A 17,060-nucleotide genomic window follows, 5' to 3' on the forward strand; every position below is an offset into this window, starting at 1 on the left:
CCAGAGAAGGAGAAGGCAGTGGCAGGGGAAAGACAGGCCCGAGTGGCCGACCGTATTCGCGTGGTTCTCGCGGAGCGTCTCGAGAAGGGCCTGCGCGACCCGCGGCTCGGGTTCGTGACGATCACCGACGTCCGCGTGACCGGCGACCTCCAGCACGCGTCGGTGTTCTACACCGTCATGGGCGACGAGGCGCACCGCGCCGATACGGCCGCGGCGCTGAAGTCGGCCACCGGCATGCTCCGCAGTGAGGTGGGAAAGAACCTCAACACCCGGCTCACGCCGTCGTTGGAGTTCATCCTCGACGCCATCCCCGAGAACGCCGACCACATCGCGGCTCTCCTGCGCGAGGCGCGAGAGCGGGACCAGTCGGTCGCCGGTCTCGCCGCGGGCGCCGCGTACGCCGGCGAAGCTGACCCGTACGTCAAGCCGCGCGAGTTCGACGACGAGGACGACGACACCGACGAGGACGACGAGCGCTCCTGACCCTTCGCGACCGACACGGCCGGATGCCACCCCTGCGGGAGGCATCCGGCCGTTCGCTTCTCGCGCGAGGTTCACCACATCGGTCTCCGTCGCGCGGGGGAGGTGCTGGCATCCGGTCCTTCCTAGGGTCGAGACATGCACCGTTCGTCTCGCCCCGACTGGCCCGCCGTCCTCGTCTTCGCGCTCACGTCCGTCGTGCTGTCGTGGGTGATCGCGCTCCCGCTGTGGCTGCGCGGCCAGGGCCTCGCCGACCCTCTCCTGGGCATCACGGCCGCAGCGATGATGCTCACCCCGGGCCTCGGGGTGCTCGCGGCGCTCGGGGTGCAGCGCCGGACCCGCGGTCGTCGCGGGGCGCGAGCGGTGCTGCGAGAACTCGGCATGTGGCCGCTGCGTCCGGCCGCGCGCACGGTGTGGACGTGCGTGGCGGTGATCGTCGCCGCGCCGGTGCTGCTGGCCGTCGGACTCGTCGTTGTCGGAGTCCTCGGGAGCGCGAGCTTCGACCTCGTGACGTTCTCGGGCTTCCGGCAGGTTCTCGAGGCGTCCGTGCCCGCGGGTACTCCGCTGCCGCCGGTGGAGCTGCTCGTCGCCCTGCAACTGGCGATGATTCCGATCGGAGCGATCATCAACGCGCCGTTCGCCTTCGGTGAAGAGGTCGGGTGGCGCGGGTTCCTGCTGCCGGCGTTGCGGCCGCTCGGGGTGTGGCCGGCGCTGGTGATCTCGGGCGCGTTCTGGGGCTTCTGGCACGCCCCGCTGATCCTGCTGGGCTACAACTTCCTCGAGCCCAACCCTCTCGGCGTCGTGCTCATGATGGTCGCTTGCGTGCTGTTCGGCATCCTGCTGGGGTGGACGCGGCTGCGGACCGCCTCGGTGTGGCCGGCCGTCTTCGCCCACGGCGCGTTCAACGCCTCCGCCGGTCTCGGTGCCCTCGTGGTCGCGGCCGACTCGGCGACGCCGTCGCCCGTGCTCGCCGGCCCCCTCGGAATCGTCATGTGGGGCGTCTTCGTCGTCGTGATCGCGGTGCTCGCCCTGAGCGGCCAGTTCCGTTCCGACCGCCTCGACGCACGGCTCGGCCCCGACCCCGTGCGCCCCGGGGCGGCACCGGTGCCCGCGTCGGGGATGCCGCACTCCTGACACCTCGCCACCGGCCGGGCCCGCAGGCTCAGCGCGGGAGGAAGAGGGCGCCGGCCTCGGCCTCGGCCAGCCCGTCGGCGATGAGCGAGTCGATCGCACGATCGCGCTGCACCGGGTCGGGCCACTCGGGAACGACGTCGTCGAGGCGCACGGCGGCGGGCGCGGCGTCACGCAGCACCTTGAGCACCGCACCTCGGGCCTGGCGATCGCTGCCCTCGTACTTCGGCTGGCGCCGCCGCCGGTCTTCGGATGCCGGATACCCGGCGGCTCGCCACGCGCACTGCGCCGCAAGCGGGCACGCATCGCACTTCGGCGTCCGGGCCGTGCAGATGATCGCGCCGAGCTCCATGGCCGCGGCGTTCACGATCGCGGCGTCGTCGATGTCGGTCGGAAGCTGCGCCTCCATGCGCGCCAGGTCGGCCTTCCCCGGAGGGCCCGGCTGCGCGACGCCGTCGATGGAGCGGGCGAGGACGCGGCGCGTGTTGGTGTCGACGACCGGATGCCGATCCCCGTAGGCGAAGACCGCGACGGCGCGCGCGGTGTAGTCGCCGATGCCGGTCAGGGCCAGAAGCGCCTCGACGTCGCGCGGCACGATCCCGTCGTGGCGGTCGCGGATCTCGACCGCCGCCCGGTGCAGCCAGAGCGCGCGGCGCGGGTAGCCGAGGTTCGCCCACCGCGTGACGGCCTCCGACGGCGCCGAGGCGGCGAGATCCGCCGGGGTCGGCCAGCGCTCGAGCCACGCCTCGAGGTGCGGGATGACGCGGGCGACGGGCGTCTGCTGCAGCATGAACTCGCTCACGAGCGTGCCCCACGCCCCGAAGCCGGTGCGGCGCCAGGGCAGGTCGCGCGCGTTGTGGCGGTACCACGCGATCAGCGGCGCGGCGATCCCTGGCATCCCTCCAGCCTAGAACGGGCGCGAGGGTCGCCGGGCCCGCGCCTAGGCTGGAGACATGTCGCTCGAGTCCCTTCACCGCAGCCTCCGCGACGAGGTGCGTCAGAACTCCCGCGCGGGACGCGTGGTCGTCGCCGTCGACGCGCTGGACGCCGCGCGGGCGGCCGCGTTCGCGGAGGGGCTCGCCGCGGCGCTCGGCGACGACGGCAGTACCGTCTTCCGCGCCTCGCTCGGCGAGGTCTCCGCCGACCGGGCCGGGGCGGTGCGGGCGGAGCTCGTCGTCCCCTTCCGGTCGGGCGAGCCGTTCCCGCCCGTGAGCGCCGACGCGGCCCCGGCCGACGCGGTGCTCGTCGTCGATGGAGCGTTCCTTCTGACAGCCGGCCTGCGCGGCCTGTGGAACTGGTCGGTGTGGCTCGAGTCCTCGCCGCCCGTGGGGTCGGAGCCCCCCGCCCGCACCGACGCCCAGACCCACTACCTGCGCGAGGCCCGGCCGCGCGTGGCCGCCGCCGCGATCGTGGAGAACTCGAACCCGGTCGACCCGATCCGCGTGTTCGGGGACTTCTGCTGATGGTGCGCGCCGGCATCCTCCTGGTCGACAAGCCCGGGGGCATCACCAGTCATGACGTCGTCGCGCGGGCGCGGCGCGCGCTCGGCACCCGCAAGATCGGCCACGCGGGGACCCTCGACCCCATGGCGACGGGCCTGCTCGTGCTCGGCGTCGAGGGAGCGACCCGGCTCCTCACCTACATCGTGGGTGCCGACAAGACCTACGAGGCGACCATTCTGCTCGGCGCCACTACCGACAGCGACGACGCCGACGGCACCGAGACAGGGCGAGCGGATGCCGCTGTCGTGGCCGCCGTGACCGACGAGGCGATCGCCGCGGGCATCGCCGACCTCACCGGCCAGATCGACCAGGTGCCCAGCACCGTCTCCGCCATCAAGGTGCAGGGCCGTCGCGCCTACGACCTCGCGCGAGCGGGGGAGGAGGTCGAGCTGAAGGCGCGTCGTGTGACCGTCTCGCGTTTCGATGTTCGCGAGACCCGCCGCCAGGACGGGACGATCGCTCTCGACGTGGTGGTCGACTGCTCCAGCGGCACCTACATCCGTGCCCTCGCGCGTGACCTCGGCCGCGCGCTCGGGGTCGGCGGGCACCTCACCGCTCTCCGACGCACCCGCATCGGGGCCTTCGACGTCGGGTCCGCGGCATCCGTTGCCGACATCGCCGAGGACGCGCTGGTGAATCCCGCCACCGCGGCGGCGACCGTCGTCGGCGCCCTGGCCGTCGGCGCCGACGAGGCGCGTGACCTCCGCCACGGCAAGCGCATCGACGGGGGAGGGCGGCTCACCGGGGCCGTCGCCGCGGCGATCGATCCCGACGGGGCGCTCGTGGGGATCGTGGAACGCCGCGGGCAGCAGCTCAAGAGCGTCATGAACATGCCCGGGGAGGCGGCCCAATGATCCTCTGGTTCACGCTCACGCAGGTGGGGGTCGCCGTGCTCGCCGGCCTCGTCGCGATCATCGCCGGTCTCGCCGGGCGCCGCCCGTCCGACCTCACCGTCGGCGCCCTCGCCCTCATCGAGCTGCTGCTGATCGTGCAGATCGTCGTCGCGATCGTGGCTCCCTTCGCCGGGAATCCGGCCACGGGCAGTCTCCTGGAGTACTGGACCTACCTCGTCTCGGCCGCGCTCCTTCCCCCCGCGGGAGCGGCGTGGGCGCTCATCGAACGCAGCCGGTGGAGCACCGTCATCATGGGGGTCGCCGCGCTCGCCGTGGCGGTCATGGTGTGGCGTATGCATGTGATCTGGACCGTGCAGGTGGCCTGACCGCACCGGCGGACGCGGAGCACGGGTCACGCGCTGACACACCGCGAGAGCGGACGCCGAGCGAACTAGACTCGGAAGGTCATGGCATCCAGCACTCCGACCCGCACCCGGGGGATGACCGGCATCGGCCGCGTCCTCGTGATCGTCTACGGCATCATGGCGCTCGCCGCCACCGGCCGCTCGTTCGTGCAGATCGTCCGCGCCTTCGACGAGGCGCCCGTGGCGTACACGCTCTCCGCTCTCGCGGCAGTGGTGTACATCCTCGCCACCCTCGCGCTGATCTTCTCGGGGCGCTCCGCCTGGTACCGCGTCGCGTGGATCGCGATCGCGTTCGAGCTCGTCGGCGTGATCGTGGTCGGCACCCTCAGCCTCCTGCTGCCGGCGCTCTTCCAGCACCCGACCGTGTGGTCGGGGTACGGCATCGGGTACCTGTTCATCCCGCTCGTGCTGCCCTTCCTCGGACTGTGGTGGCTCGTGACGCACCGCCAGACGTCGTCGTGATCGTCTACCGCGATCCGGGCGAGGTGCCCGCGGACTTCGGGCCCTCGGTCGTGGCCATCGGCAAGTTCGACGGCGTGCACACCGGCCACCGCGCGGTGATCGATCGGGCGCGCGTCGAGGCCGCCGATGGAGCCAAGGTCGTGGCGGTCACCTTCGACCGAAACCCGCTGAGCGTGCTGCGGCCCGAGAAGTGCCCGCCCGACGTCATCGGGCCGCACCAGAAACTCGAGTTGCTCGAGCGTGCCGGAGTGGATGCCACCCTGCTGCTGACCTTCGATGAGACCCTCGCCGCCGTTCCGGCCGACGTCTTCGTGCGGCGCATCCTCGTGGAGGCCCTCGCCGCCCGGACAGTGCTCGTGGGGCGCGATTTCCGCTTCGGTGCCGGGGGAGCGGGCGACCCCGATCTCCTGGTGCGGATGGGCGCCGAGCACGGTTTCCGCGTCGACGTCGTCGACGACGTGCGGGCGGTGCACGCCGACCGTCGCGTGTCGTCGACGTGGATCCGCGAAGCGCTCGCCGCGGGCGACATCGCGACCGCGTCGCGTCTGCTCGGTCGCGCTCCCTCGGTGTGGGGAGAGGTCGTGCACGGGCTCAAGCGCGGGCGTGCGCTCGGGTACCCCACCGCCAACCTCTCGGCCGACCTCGAGGGCTTCGTCCCCGCCGACGGCGTCTACGCGGGCTGGCTCGTCGACGCCGAGGGGACGCGGCGGGTCAGCTACCCGGCGGCGATCAGCATCGGAACCAACCCGACCTTCGACGACGTGCACCACCGACAGGTCGAGGCGTACGTGCTCGACGAGACCGGCCTCGACCTCTACGGACACCACGTCGAGGTGCGGTTCGTGGAGCGCGTGCGCGGCATGGTCGCGTTCGAGGGCATCGACGCCCTGCTCGTGCAGATGGCCGACGACGTCGAGCGCACGCGCCAGATCCTGCGCTGACCCGGGCGGGTTCCCGTCGATCAGTCGGCCGGGGCCTGCGTGCGATTGCGGATGCCGAGGAACGACGCCACGCCGCCGAGCGCCATCAGCGCCGCCGTGACGACCGCCGCGCGGTGGAACCCGTCGAGGTCGAGTGCTCCGCCCGCGACCGCCGAGACCGCCGCGATCGCGAGGAGCCCCGCCACCCGGGAGACGGCGTTGTTGACCGCGGAGGCGATGCCGGACCTCTCGGTCTCGATCGCACCGAGGACCGCCGCGGTGAGCGGCGAGACCGTGGCGGTCAGCCCGAGGCCGAAGATGACCACGCCGGGCAGAACCTGCGTCCAGTAGTCGAACTCGGGCCGCACCGACAGCAGCAGCAGGGCACCGGCGGCCATCACGAGGGGCCCGAGCGTCATGAACAGGCGCGGTCCGAAACGGCCCGCCAGCGCTCCCATCGGCGAACTCAGCAGGATCATGAGCACGGTGCTGGGCAGAGACGCCAGCCCCGCGAGGGTGGCGGACAGCCCCGCACCCTGCTGCAGATACACCCCCACGACGAAGCCGTTCAGCGACAGCGCCGCGTAGACGAAGACGGTGGCGAGGTTGCCCGCCCAGAAGTTGCGCGCGCGGAAGAGGTCCAGCGGCATCATCGGGTCGGGTGACCGGCGCTGGCGCACGAGGAACGCCGCGAATGCCGCGAGGCCGACGGCGCCCGGCATCCAGATCACGGGGGAGGCCCACCCGAGGCTCGGCTGCTCGATGAGGGCGAAGACGATCCCGCCCAGGCCCACCGCGCACAGCACGGCCCCGAGCACATCGACCCGCGCGCCGGGGCGCCGATGGTCGGGGTGGTCGAGGCGGGCGAGGAGCCAGAGCGTCGCTCCGATCGGCACGACGTTCACCAGGAACACGAGCCGCCACGACAGCGTGTCGACGAACACGCCGCCGATGAGAGGGCCGGCGATCATGGCCACCGTCGTGGCGCCGGTCCAGATACCGATCGCCCGGGACTGAGCCGCGCCGCGGAAGGTCGAGGTGATGAGCGCGAGGGAACTCGGCACGAGCAGGGCCCCGGCCACGCCCTGGAGGGCGCGCGCGGCGATGAGGAACTCGGCGCTGGGCGCGGCGGCGATCGCGATCGAGGTGATGCCGAATCCCACGAGTCCGATGTTCAGCACGAGTCGGCGCCCGAGGAGATCGCTCATCGACCCGGCGACCAGGATGAACGCCCCGAGGGTCACGAGATAGGCGTCCACGACCCACTGCTGGGTCGACAGTCCGCCGCCGAGTTCGTCGGCGATCGCGGGCAGCGCGACGGTCACGACGGTGCCGTCGAGGAACGACACGAAGGATGCCAGGACGGCGATGGTCAGCACCACCCGCTGATCGCGTGACATCGGCTCGGCCATGGGCTCAGCGTACGGCGGTGCGGGTCGGGGGGATCCGGGCGACGTCGGCGGTGCCCAGAGGCGCTAGACTGGTCGCGATCCCGTCACCCGCCCCCTTGCGAGCCGTTCCGGTGAAGACGCGTTGCGGGTCGTAGGTACTGCCGCTCCGGCGGTGAGCCATGCGACGTTCTCCGGGGTCACTGATCCACCGGCGTTACGCCGGGACGTTCCGGATTCGATCCGGACGACACGCTCAGGAGGAGCATGCCGACCACGGCAACCGCCGCCCGCGGCTCAAGCCAGCGGCGCAGGAAGACCTCGTCATCCCGTCGCGACGACGAGGCACCCGTCATCCCGATCCTCGCCCGGAAGGTGCGCGAGGTCGAGGCCAAAGCCCAGCGCGGCAAACTCGGCCCGACCAACCGCGTCAAGTTCCAGGTGATCGCCTTCCTCGTGCGCGAGGAGCGTGCCCGGGTGAAGGCCGACACCGAGATCACCGATTCCGCGCGGGCCGAGCTGCTTAAGCGTCTCGACGGTGTGGCCACGATCCTCGCCAAGACCGCCGCGCGCGACACCTCGCTGATCCAGCTGCTCGAGGTCGACCAGGCCACGTCGCCGGTCGCGCGTCGCATGCGCCGTGACTGGCTGCTGGAGTCCGGTGCCGAGCTTCCGCCCGACGAGCTCATCATCACCGACACCGCTCCCGCCGCAGCTCCCGTGGTGCCCGCCGCGCTCGCCGAGAAGCAGGTCATCCCGCCCTCGATCGAGGCCCGGCAGATGGCCAACCCGTTCCTCCCGCCCGACCTCACCCCGCGGGCCACGGGCGACGCCCCCCGCCGCCGCCTCGACGGCTGGGAGCTCATGGGGCCCCTGTACAAGGCGTTCGAAACCGGTGCCGGCGGCTCCGCGGCCAGCATGGAGCTTCCGCCCGTCCCCGAGTTCGATCGGCTTTCGCCGCGCGGACTCGAGGTCATGCCGCACCAGTCGCGGTTCCTCGAGGCCGTGCGCCAGGGGCACCGCTCGTTCCTGCTCGCCGACGAGCCGGGTCTGGGCAAGACCGCCGAGTCGGTGCTCGCGGCCTCGGTCGCCGAGGCCTACCCGCTGCTGGTCGTCGTGCCCAACGTCGTCAAGATGAACTGGGCCCGCGAGGTGCAGCGCTGGACGCCGCACCGCCGTGCCACCGTCATCTCGGGCAGTGGCGCCGACATCGACGCCTTCGCCGACGTCTTCATCGTCAACTACGAGATCCTCGACCGTCATCTGTCCTGGCTGTCGTCGATCGGCCTCAAGGGCATCGCGGTCGATGAGGCGCACTTCATCAAGAACCTGTCGTCGCAGCGTTCGCAGAACGTGCTCGCTCTGGCATCCCGGGTCCGTCAGCAGACCCGCGATCCGCTGCTGCTCGCGCTCACCGGCACGCCGCTGATCAACGACGTCGAGGACTTCGACGCGATCTGGCGCTTCCTGGGCTGGACCACGGGCGAGAAGCCGGGCACCGAGCTCATGGAGAAGCTGGATGCCACGGGCCTGACCCCCGCCGACAAGGCGTTCTACCCCGAGGCGCGCGAGGCCGTCATCTCGATGGGGATCGTCCGGCGCAAGAAGAAAGACGTCGCCGCCGACCTCCCCGACAAGCTCGTCGCCGACCTCCCCGTCGAGCTCGACGACGACTACGGCCGCTCGATCCGGCACGCCGAGCGTGAGCTCGGTGCCCGCCTCGCCGCGAAGTACCGCCGCATCATCGAGGCGCGCGGCGATCGGGGCCTCGCGCCCGGCGAGATCGACGACGACATCGTGCGGCTGGTCGCCCACGGCGAGCTGGAAGAGAGCAAGGCCGCCGGTGCCGGGTCCGAGAACGTCTTCACGATGGTGCGTCGCATCGGACAGGCCAAGGCGCAGCTCGCCGCCGATTACGCCGTGCAGCTGCAGCGCTCGGTCGGCAAGGTCGTGTTCTTCGCCAAGCACATCGACGTCATGGATGCCGCCGAGGCCCACTTCAAAGCCTCCGGGCTCCGGGCGGTGTCGGTGCGGGGCGACCAGACCTCGACGGTCCGCCAGGCCGCGATCGATGCGTTCAACAACGACCCCGACGTGGGCATCGCGGTGTGTTCGCTCACCGCGGCCGGTGTCGGGCTGAACATGCAGGCGGCCTCCAACGTCGTGCTGGCCGAGCTGAGCTGGACCGCGGCGGAGCAGACCCAGGCGATCGACCGCGTGCACCGTATCGGCCAGGGTGAGCCCGTCACGGCGTGGCGCATCATCGCCGCGCACACGATCGACACGAAGATCGCCGAGCTCATCGACTCGAAGGAGGGCCTGGCGCAGCGCGCCCTCGACGGCCTCGCCGTCGAGCCCGGCTCGAGCGACTCGGTGCAGCTCAGCGCGCTCATGCACCTGCTGCGGCAGGCGCTCGGCGGCTGAGCCTGACGTCCGTGTTGCGGCGCCGGGGCGTGACTCGTGCATCGGGGCGCGTGTCGTGCGCCCCGGCGCACGGCTTGCGCCCCGAACAGGGGTGAGCGGTCGCGCCTCCGACGTCCGGACCCACCGCTCGGGCAGGGCGCGTCCCCGCAGCGCGCGGTTCACGGCATCCGCGGTGCCGATCGTCGCCGTGTGGCACCGTTCCCGCCCGCGGCGATAAGGTCGAAGACGGCAACGGCGCCGTCCCCCTCCACCCGAACCACAGCGAGGATTTCAGCCATGAAGATCGGCATCCTGACCAGCGGCGGCGACTGCCCCGGGCTGAACGCGGTCATCCGCGGTGTCGTGCTCAAGGGCACCACCAACTACGACATCGAGTTCGTGGGTATTCGCGATGGCTGGCGCGGCGTCGTCGACGGTGACTTCTTCCCCCTCACGCGGCACGAGGTGAAGGGGCTGTCCAAGGTCGGCGGCACGATCCTCGGTACCAGCCGCACCAACCCCTACGAGGGTGTGCGCGGCGGCGCCGAGAACATCTCCAAGACGCTGTACGGGCACCGCATCGACGGCATCCTGGCCATCGGTGGCGAGGGCACGCTCGCCGCTGCCGACCGCCTGTCGAAAGACGGCATCAACGTCCTCGGCGTGCCTAAGACGATCGACAACGACCTGCGCGCCACCGACTACTCCTTCGGCTTCGACACCGCGGTGAACATCGCGACGGATGCCATGGACCGCCTACGCACCACGGGCGACTCGCACCAGCGCTGCATGGTGGCCGAGGTCATGGGCCGCCACGTCGGCTGGATCGCGCTGCACGCCGGCATCGCCGCGGGCGCGCACGTCATCTGCATCCCCGAGGTGCCGATGTCGATCGAGGAGATCACCGAGCAGGTCACCCGCGCCCACGACCGCGGCCGGGCGCCGCTCGTCGTCGTATCCGAGGGCTTCAAGCTCAAAGACATGGACGAGGCGTTCAGCGACAAGGGCCTCGATGCCTTCAACCGCCCGCGCCTCGGCGGCATCGGTGAGCTGCTCGCTCCCGAGATCGAGCGCCTCACCGGCATCGAGACGCGCGCCACGGTGCTGGGCCACATCCAGCGCGGTGGTTCGCCGTCGGCGTTCGACCGCGTGCTGGCCACCCGCCTGGGGCTGCACGCCGCCGACGCCCTGAACGACGGCGCCTGGGGGCAGATGGTGGCGATGAACGGCACCGACATCGTGCGCGTCCCCTTCGCCGACGCTCTCGGTGAGCTGAACTCCGTGCCCCTCTACCGCTACGAAGAGGCCGCCGCGCTGTTCGGCTGAGCAACGTCCGCACGATGCCCCGACCCGCTCTCGCGGGGGCGGGGCATCGTGCTGTGTGGGGTTGGGGCGTGCGGTCATTCAGGCTGACGATCCCTGCGCGTCCCACTTACGACAGAGTGCGTCCCCATCCTTGTCGGATGCGAGGCCACGGAGCAGCAATATGTGGGACGCGGATGTGGGATGTGGGACGCGGTATGTGGGACGCGGTCGAGGGCGCAGGTCGCGTCGTGGGGCGACCCACGCGGAGCGGTGGGAGGAAGGGCGGCTCCTCCCCAGGGAGCGAGGCGTGTTCCTCCGCTGTGGAGAGCGGCTCCGTGCGGGCGGGGGCGGCGACGCTGGAGCATGGCTCGGCTTCACCCCCTTCCTCCCTCGCTTCCCGCTTCCTTCCACGTCCGCGCCGCGCGGCAGGAGGGGGTGACTCCCGCGCGCCTTCGCGCCTCCGACCTCGCGGCGCCGTTTCATGGCATCCGCTCGCGTTCGCTGGCCGCGGCTCACGATCTCCTCGAGCAGTGTCGGCAATATGCGCCGCGGTTGGCGCCAGGGCAGTTCTTCAGCCATGAAACCGCGTTCGTTCTGCGGGGCCTCAGCACGCCCTCCTGGCCCTACGTCCCACGGCTGCACGTCTCCACGCACCGTCCGGCGCGCGAACCACGGACCCGCGGTGTGGTCGGCCACCGTCTACAGATCCGCGAACCCGCGATCGAATCCGGGCCTGACGGGATGCCGGTGGAGAATGCCGTCCGGGCCTGGCGGCAATGCGGCCGACTCTGGCGCCTCGAGGATCTCGTGGCCGGCGCGGACTCGCTCCTTGCTGGCCCGCGGCCGCTGGCAACCCTGGATGACCTCGAACACGAGATCGCGACGATGGGTGACGTGCGCGGTGGCATCCTTCGCCTCGCCCATTCGCTGAGTCGGCCCGGAGTGAGGTCGCCGCGCGAGACGCACCTCAGACTGCTCCTGATTCGTGCCGAGCTGCCTGAACCGGAGATCAACGTCGATATCGCCACCGCCGGCGGCGTCTTCGTCGCCGAGATAGATCTGGCCTACCGTGCGTGGGGCGTCGCAGTCGAGTACGACGGCCGCGTCCACGCCGAAGACGCACGCCAATTCGCCCGAGACGCAGATCGCTGGGCTGCGATCCGGGATGCCGGATGGGACCACGTGCGGATCCTCAACCACCACCTCCGAAACGACGGTTCCCAGGCCGTGGCCCTGGTCCGTGCAGCGCTCGTCCGTGCCGGCTGGCGCCCCGGCTTGTGATGCTGCCGCCTGCCGCCTGCCGCCTGCCGCCTGCCGCCTGCCGGTGCTCGCTGTTCCCCGTGTCCCACTTGTGGCGGTCTGGCAGGCCTCCAGGCAGCAGTATCTGGGACATGGTCTGCGGTAAGTGGGACGAGGTTCGCCCCTCCGCACACGAACGCCCCGCCGCGCGCAGCGACGGGGCGTCCGGGAACCGCTTTACTCCGCGAGCCCCAGCACGTCGAGGAGCCACGCGAGCTCGAACGCGCGCTCGCGCCAGGCGTTGTAGCGGCCGCTGACGCCGCCGTGGCCGGCGACCATCTCGCACTTGAGCATCGCGTCGGCACCGACTTCGCGCAGGCGCGCGACCCACTTGGCCGGCTCGACGTACAGCACGCGCGTGTCGTTGAGCGAGGTGACGGCCAGGATGCGGGGGTACTCGACGCCCTCGCGCACGTTCTCGTACGGCGAGTACGACTTCATGTACGCGTAGACGTCGGCGTCGTGCAGCGGGTCGCCCCACTCGTCCCACTCGATCACGGTGAGGGGGAGCGAGGGGTCGAGGATCGTCGTCAGGGCGTCGACGAATGGCACGTCGGCGAGGATGCCGGCGAACAGTTCGGGCGCGAGGTTGCTGATCGCACCCATGAGCAGGCCGCCCGCGCTGCCGCCTTCGGCGACGAGCCGCTCGGGCGTGGTGTATCCGGATGCCACGAGGTGACGGGCCACCGCGACGAAGTCGGTGAACGTGTTGCGCTTGGACTGCAGCTTGCCGTCTTCGTACCACTGCCGGCCCATCTCGCCACCGCCGCGGACGTGGGCGACGGCGAAGATCACGCCGCGGTCGAGCAGCGACAGACGCGGCACCGAGAAGCCGGGCTCGATGGAGTGCTCGTACGACCCGTATCCGTACAGGTGCACGGGGCGCGCCGAGGCGCCGGGTGCGCCGAACGAGCGCTTCCACACGAGCGACACCGGAACACGGGTGCCGTCGTCGGCGGTCGCCCACGCCCGGGCCTGGCCGTAGTCGTCGGGGTCGAACCCGCCGAGCACCGGCTGACGCTTGCGCAGCAGCAGCTCGCCGGTGTCGATGACGTAGTCGAAGACCGTCCCGGGCGTGACGAACGAGCCGTAGCCCAGACGCAGCAGGGGCGGCGCCCACTCGGGGTTGCCACCGGTACCCACGCTGTACAGCGGCTCGTCGAACGCGATCTCGCTGACCGCGCCGTCGTCGTACGACAGCATTCCGAGGCGCGCCAGCCCGTCGCGGCGGTAGGCCACCACGCCCCAGTCGCGGAAGGTGTCGACCCCGAGCAGGCGCTCGCCCGAGCGGTGCGGGATCACCGTCTCGCGGGCGCCTTCGGGGTCGGATGCCGAGACCCGCACGAGCTCGAAATCGAGGGCGCCGTCGTTGTGGAGGATGTAAAGAACGTCCTCCCCGTCGACGATCGCGTGCTCGGCGGAGTACTCGACGCCCTCGCGCCGCGGCCACACCACGCGGGCTTCCCCGCGCAGGTCGTCGGCGTCGATCAGGCGCTCCTCCGAGGTGATCGAGGACCCCACGCCGATCACCAGGTACCGGTCGCTCCGGGTGAAGTCCGCGCCGACCCAGTACCGCTCGTCGGGCTCGTGGAACAGCTTCTCGTCGGCATCCACGGGGGTGCCGATCTCGTGCAGCCACACGGTGTCGGGACGCCAGGCGTCGTCAACGGTCGTGTAGACGATGAAGCGGCCGTCGGGAGAGAACGTCGCGCCCGAGAAGGTGTCCGGGATCTCGTCGGCGAGCGTCTCGCCGGTGACGAGGTCGCGCACGCGCACCGTGTAACGCTCGTCACCGGCGACATCGACGCCGTAGAGCATGCGCGTGCCGTCGGTGGAGACCTCGAAGCTGCCGAGCGAGAAGAAGTCGGTGCCCTCGGCCTCGACGTTGCCGTCGAAGAGCACCTGCTCACCGGGAACCGGCTGCTCGGGGGAGAGGAGCGGCGGCGTCCAGTCGTCGGGGGAGGCCAGCGGCGCGCGGCACTGGATGCCGTACTGCGCGCCCGCGACGGTGCGCCCGTAGTACCACCATTCGCCGCGGCGCGCGGGCACCGACAGGTCGGTCTCGAGCGTGCGGCCCTTGATCTCGCCGAAGATCTCGTCGCGCAGGGATGCCAGGTGCGCGGTGCGCGTGTCGGTATAGGCGTTCTCGGCCTCGAGGTGGGCGACGACGTCGGCGTCGTCCTTCGCGCGGAACCACTCGTACGGATCGTCGAAGGTGTCGCCGTGGTGCGTGCGCGCCGCGGGGCGGCGGGCGGCGACGGGAGGGACGGGGCGGGCGTCGGTGTCGGTCACCTCTCCACGGTAGTCCGCTCGCGCCGCGGCGGGACCGAGGCCGTCGCCGCGCGTCCGACGCCGCCGCGCGTCCGACGCCGCCGCACGGGCAGCGCGGTGTCGGCACCCCCTCGTAGGCTGAACGCATGGCATCGGTGCAGTTCGGTCAGCACGCTCCCGCGCGGCGCGTGATCCTCCATCTCAGCGACACGCACCTGCTGGCGGGCGACCGCTTGCTGGGCGGGCGGTACGACGTCGCCGCGCACCTGCGTCGCACGCTCGAGGCGGCGGAGGCGACCGGGGTGCGGCCCGATGCCGTCGTTTTCACGGGCGATCTCACCGACCTCGGCGAACCCGAGGCCTACCGCGCGCTGCGCGCCGCCGTCGAACCCTGGGCCGCGCGCCTGGGGGCGCCGGTGGTGTGGGTGGCCGGCAACCACGACGAGCGTCCGGCGCTGCGGGCAGGGCTGCTGGATGCCGAGGCCACCGAAGAGCCCGTGACCGGGGTGTGGGATCTCGGCGGCCTGCGGCTCATCGCGCTGGATTCGAGCGTGCCCGGCTGGCACCACGGCGACCTCGACGCGGAGCAGCTCGAGTGGTTGCGCGCCGAACTGGCCGAGCCGGCTCCGCTGGGCACGATCCTGGCCCTTCACCACCCGCCGCTTCCGACCCACATCCCGTTCTTCGACATCCTCGAGCTGCGCGATCAGTCCGGCCTCGCGGCGGCCATCGCCGGCAGCGACGTGCGCGCGATCCTCGCGGGGCACCTGCACTACTCCACCTCGGGAACCTTCGCCGGGGTACCGGTGAGCGTGTCGGCCGCCTCCTGCTACACGATGGATCTCGCCCGCCCCGCCGACGAGGTGAACGGAATGGATGCCGGGCAGTCCTTCCACCTCGTGCACGTCTGGGACGACACGATCACGCACGCGGTGGTCCCGGTCGTCGACGCGGAGCCGTCGGGGTACTTCACCCCGGAGTGGCGGGAACGCATGGCGGCGTTGACCCCCGAGGAGCGCCTCGAGGCGTTCTCGCGCAAACGCTGACCCGCTGTACGCGGGGGAGCGTCTCACCCCCGCGACAGGCCGAGGAGTCGAACGACGGTCACCGGCGCGGTGGTTAGGCTCGTGGCATCCCTGACCGCCGTGACGACCCACGAGGACATCCCCCATGGCTTTGGACGCAATGACGCGCACCCGCACCGAGACCGACTCGCTCGGTTCCCTCGAGATCCCCGCCGATGCCTACTGGGGCATCCACACCGCCCGGGCGTTGGAGAACTTCCCCATCGCCAAACGACCGATCTCGGTGTACCCCGATCTCGTGCGCGCCCTGGCGATGGTCAAGCAAGCCTCGGCGCGCGCCAACCGCGAGATCGGCGTGCTCGACCCCGACAAGGCCGACCTCATCGATCGTGCCGCACAGCGTGTGATCGACGGTGAGTTCCACGACGAGTTCGCGGTGGGGGTCATGCAGGGCGGTGCCGGAACCTCGACCAACATGAACGCGAACGAGGTCATCACCAACATCGCGCTCGAGATGGCCGGACGTGAGAAGGGCGACTACGCCTTTCTCTCGCCCATCGACCACACCAACCGCAGCCAGTCGACCAACGACGTCTACCCGACGGCGGTCAAGATCGGTCTCTCGCTGACGCTGCGCAGCCTCCTGGAAGAACTCGGCCTGCTGCGACAGTCGTTCTTGGGCAAGGCTGAGGAGTTCCACGACGTCCTCAAGGTCGGTCGTACCCAGCTGCAGGATGCCGTGCCGATGACGCTCGGCCAGGAGTTCCACGGCTTCGCCACGACCCTCGGCGAGGACTACAACCGTCTCACCGAGAACGCGTACCTGCTGTACGAGATCAACATGGGCGCCACGGCCATCGGCACCGGCATCACGGCGCACTCCGAGTACGCCTCGGCGGTCCTCCGGCACCTCCGCGAGATCAGCGACCTCGACCTCGAGACCGCGACCGACCTGGTGGAGTCCACGAGCGACACCGGCTCGTTCATGTCGTTCTCGTCGTCGCTCAAGCGCAACGCGATCAAGCTGTCGAAGATCTGCAACGATCTGCGACTGCTCTCCAGCGGGCCGCAGGCCGGCCTCGGCGAGATCAACCTGCCGCCGCGGCAGGCCGGGTCGAGCATCATGCCGGGCAAGGTGAACCCGGTCATCCCCGAGGTGGTCAACCAGGTGGCCTTCGCCGTCGCCGGGGCCGACATGACGGTCACGATGGCCGTCGAGGGTGGCCAGCTCCAGCTCAACGCCTTCGAGCCGGTCATCGCGCACTCGATCTTCCAATCGATCACCTGGATGCGGCAGGCCATGTGGACCCTCCGGGTGAACTGCGTCGACGGGATCACGGCGAACCGTGCGCGCCTCGGAGCGATGGTGGGGTCGTCGGTCGGCGTCGTCACGGCGCTGACGCCGTTCATCGGCTACGCCGCCGCCGCGGCCCTGGCGAAGACCGCCCTGCTCACGCACCGCAACGTCGCCGACCTCGTGGTCGAGGCGGGGCTCATGACGCGCGACGAGGTGACGAAGCAGCTCTCGCCCGCACGACTGTCGGGGCTCCAGGCGATCACGGAGGCGATCCCGATCGTCCGCGCCGCCGACAGCGTCGTGGAGGACTGACCCCGGC

At 71.1% G+C, this 17,060-nt stretch carries 15 protein-coding genes; 12 read left to right on the forward strand and 3 right to left on the reverse strand.

The features are described 5' to 3' along the window. Positions 1–18: 18 nt before the first annotated feature. Positions 19–483: a 30S ribosome-binding factor RbfA gene (gene rbfA, locus ACU6WY_RS04655; protein WP_483821294.1), complete on the forward strand. Its 465-nt coding sequence runs from the start codon at positions 19–21 to the stop codon at positions 481–483. A gap of 135 nt (positions 484–618) precedes the next feature. Then, positions 619–1,614 (forward strand): lysostaphin resistance A-like protein, encoded by a 996-nt coding sequence (locus tag ACU6WY_RS04660; protein ID WP_483821295.1) that lies wholly within the window; start codon positions 619–621, stop codon positions 1,612–1,614. Between the two features lie 28 nt (positions 1,615–1,642). Here ACU6WY_RS04660 and ACU6WY_RS04665 read toward each other — a convergent pair whose 3' ends face one another. Further along, positions 1,643–2,509, reverse strand: a complete 867-nt coding sequence (locus ACU6WY_RS04665) for an HhH-GPD family protein (RefSeq protein ID WP_483821296.1) — start codon at positions 2,507–2,509, stop codon at positions 1,643–1,645. A 55-nt stretch (positions 2,510–2,564) separates the two neighbouring features. Between ACU6WY_RS04665 and ACU6WY_RS04670 the strand changes: the two genes are divergently transcribed. The 5 genes from ACU6WY_RS04670 (at position 2,565) to ACU6WY_RS04690 (ending at position 5,774) form a co-directional block, all read left to right on the forward strand. Next, on the forward strand, positions 2,565–3,074 hold the full coding sequence (locus ACU6WY_RS04670) for a nucleoside/nucleotide kinase family protein (RefSeq protein WP_483821297.1): 510 nt from the start codon (positions 2,565–2,567) through the stop codon (positions 3,072–3,074). Beyond that, complete coding sequence (truB, locus tag ACU6WY_RS04675) at positions 3,074–3,967, forward strand: tRNA pseudouridine(55) synthase TruB (RefSeq protein WP_483821298.1); 894 nt, start codon at positions 3,074–3,076, stop codon at positions 3,965–3,967. The genes ACU6WY_RS04670 and truB overlap by 1 nt, the downstream gene beginning before the upstream one ends. Continuing rightward, on the forward strand, positions 3,964–4,332 hold the full coding sequence (locus ACU6WY_RS04680) for a hypothetical protein (protein WP_483821299.1): 369 nt from the start codon (positions 3,964–3,966) through the stop codon (positions 4,330–4,332). Before truB ends, ACU6WY_RS04680 begins: the two co-directional genes overlap by 4 nt. An 81-nt stretch (positions 4,333–4,413) precedes the next feature. Continuing rightward, on the forward strand, positions 4,414–4,833 hold the full coding sequence (locus ACU6WY_RS04685) for a hypothetical protein (protein ID WP_483821300.1): 420 nt from the start codon (positions 4,414–4,416) through the stop codon (positions 4,831–4,833). After that, positions 4,830–5,774 carry a bifunctional riboflavin kinase/FAD synthetase gene (locus tag ACU6WY_RS04690; protein ID WP_483821853.1) on the forward strand — a complete coding sequence of 315 codons (945 nt, stop codon included), beginning with the start codon at positions 4,830–4,832 and terminating at the stop codon, positions 5,772–5,774. The genes ACU6WY_RS04685 and ACU6WY_RS04690 overlap by 4 nt, the downstream gene beginning before the upstream one ends. 20 nt (positions 5,775–5,794) lie before the next feature. Here ACU6WY_RS04690 and ACU6WY_RS04695 read toward each other — a convergent pair whose 3' ends face one another. Then, positions 5,795–7,165 carry an MFS transporter gene (locus ACU6WY_RS04695; RefSeq protein WP_483821301.1) on the reverse strand — a complete coding sequence of 457 codons (1,371 nt, stop codon included), beginning with the start codon at positions 7,163–7,165 and terminating at the stop codon, positions 5,795–5,797. A 243-nt stretch (positions 7,166–7,408) separates the two neighbouring features. On the opposite strand from ACU6WY_RS04695, the gene ACU6WY_RS04700 reads away from it, so the two are divergent. The 3 genes from ACU6WY_RS04700 to ACU6WY_RS04710 all read left to right on the forward strand — a co-directional run bounded on the left by ACU6WY_RS04700 (position 7,409) and on the right by ACU6WY_RS04710 (position 12,130). Beyond that, entirely contained in the window at positions 7,409–9,565 is a 2,157-nt protein-coding gene (locus ACU6WY_RS04700; protein ID WP_483821302.1) for a DEAD/DEAH box helicase, read from the forward strand. A 276-nt stretch (positions 9,566–9,841) separates the two neighbouring features. Next, complete coding sequence (locus ACU6WY_RS04705; protein ID WP_483821303.1) at positions 9,842–10,870, forward strand: 6-phosphofructokinase; 1,029 nt, start codon at positions 9,842–9,844, stop codon at positions 10,868–10,870. A gap of 414 nt (positions 10,871–11,284) precedes the next feature. After that, entirely contained in the window at positions 11,285–12,130 is an 846-nt protein-coding gene (locus tag ACU6WY_RS04710; RefSeq protein WP_483821304.1) for a hypothetical protein, read from the forward strand. A gap of 195 nt (positions 12,131–12,325) precedes the next feature. Here ACU6WY_RS04710 and ACU6WY_RS04715 read toward each other — a convergent pair whose 3' ends face one another. Then, entirely contained in the window at positions 12,326–14,440 is a 2,115-nt protein-coding gene (locus tag ACU6WY_RS04715; RefSeq protein WP_483821305.1) for a S9 family peptidase, read from the reverse strand. 125 nt (positions 14,441–14,565) lie between these two features. Here ACU6WY_RS04715 and ACU6WY_RS04720 point away from each other — a divergent pair, with 125 nt between their 5' ends. Next, the gene (locus ACU6WY_RS04720) at positions 14,566–15,465 is read left to right on the forward strand and encodes a phosphodiesterase (RefSeq protein ID WP_483821306.1); all 900 of its coding nucleotides are present in this window, start codon (positions 14,566–14,568) and stop codon (positions 15,463–15,465) included. A 124-nt stretch (positions 15,466–15,589) separates the two neighbouring features. After that, positions 15,590–17,053, forward strand: coding sequence for an aspartate ammonia-lyase (locus ACU6WY_RS04725; RefSeq protein ID WP_483821307.1), 1,464 nt, complete (start codon positions 15,590–15,592; stop codon positions 17,051–17,053). Positions 17,054–17,060: the final 7 nt, after the last annotated feature.

The organism is Microbacterium sp. ZW3a (genome assembly GCF_057167165.1).

Bases quoted from the DNA above. Each gene is read 5' to 3' on its own strand.
- ACU6WY_RS04700 (WP_483821302.1), top strand. From the start codon at position 7,409: ATGCCGACCACGGCAACCGCCGCCCGCGGCTCAAGCCAGCGGCGCAGG.
- ACU6WY_RS04665 (WP_483821296.1), bottom strand. From the start codon at position 2,509: ATGCCAGGGATCGCCGCGCCGCTGATCGCGTGGTACCGCCACAACGCG.
- ACU6WY_RS04720 (WP_483821306.1), top strand. From the start codon at position 14,566: ATGGCATCGGTGCAGTTCGGTCAGCACGCTCCCGCGCGGCGCGTGATC.
- ACU6WY_RS04695 (WP_483821301.1), bottom strand. From the start codon at position 7,165: ATGGCCGAGCCGATGTCACGCGATCAGCGGGTGGTGCTGACCATCGCC.
- ACU6WY_RS04725 (WP_483821307.1), top strand. From the start codon at position 15,590: ATGGCTTTGGACGCAATGACGCGCACCCGCACCGAGACCGACTCGCTC.
- ACU6WY_RS04685 (WP_483821300.1), top strand. From the start codon at position 4,414: ATGGCATCCAGCACTCCGACCCGCACCCGGGGGATGACCGGCATCGGC.
- ACU6WY_RS04670 (WP_483821297.1), top strand. From the start codon at position 2,565: ATGTCGCTCGAGTCCCTTCACCGCAGCCTCCGCGACGAGGTGCGTCAG.
- ACU6WY_RS04660 (WP_483821295.1), top strand. From the start codon at position 619: ATGCACCGTTCGTCTCGCCCCGACTGGCCCGCCGTCCTCGTCTTCGCG.
- ACU6WY_RS04680 (WP_483821299.1), top strand. From the start codon at position 3,964: ATGATCCTCTGGTTCACGCTCACGCAGGTGGGGGTCGCCGTGCTCGCC.
- ACU6WY_RS04705 (WP_483821303.1), top strand. From the start codon at position 9,842: ATGAAGATCGGCATCCTGACCAGCGGCGGCGACTGCCCCGGGCTGAAC.
- truB (WP_483821298.1), top strand. From the start codon at position 3,074: ATGGTGCGCGCCGGCATCCTCCTGGTCGACAAGCCCGGGGGCATCACC.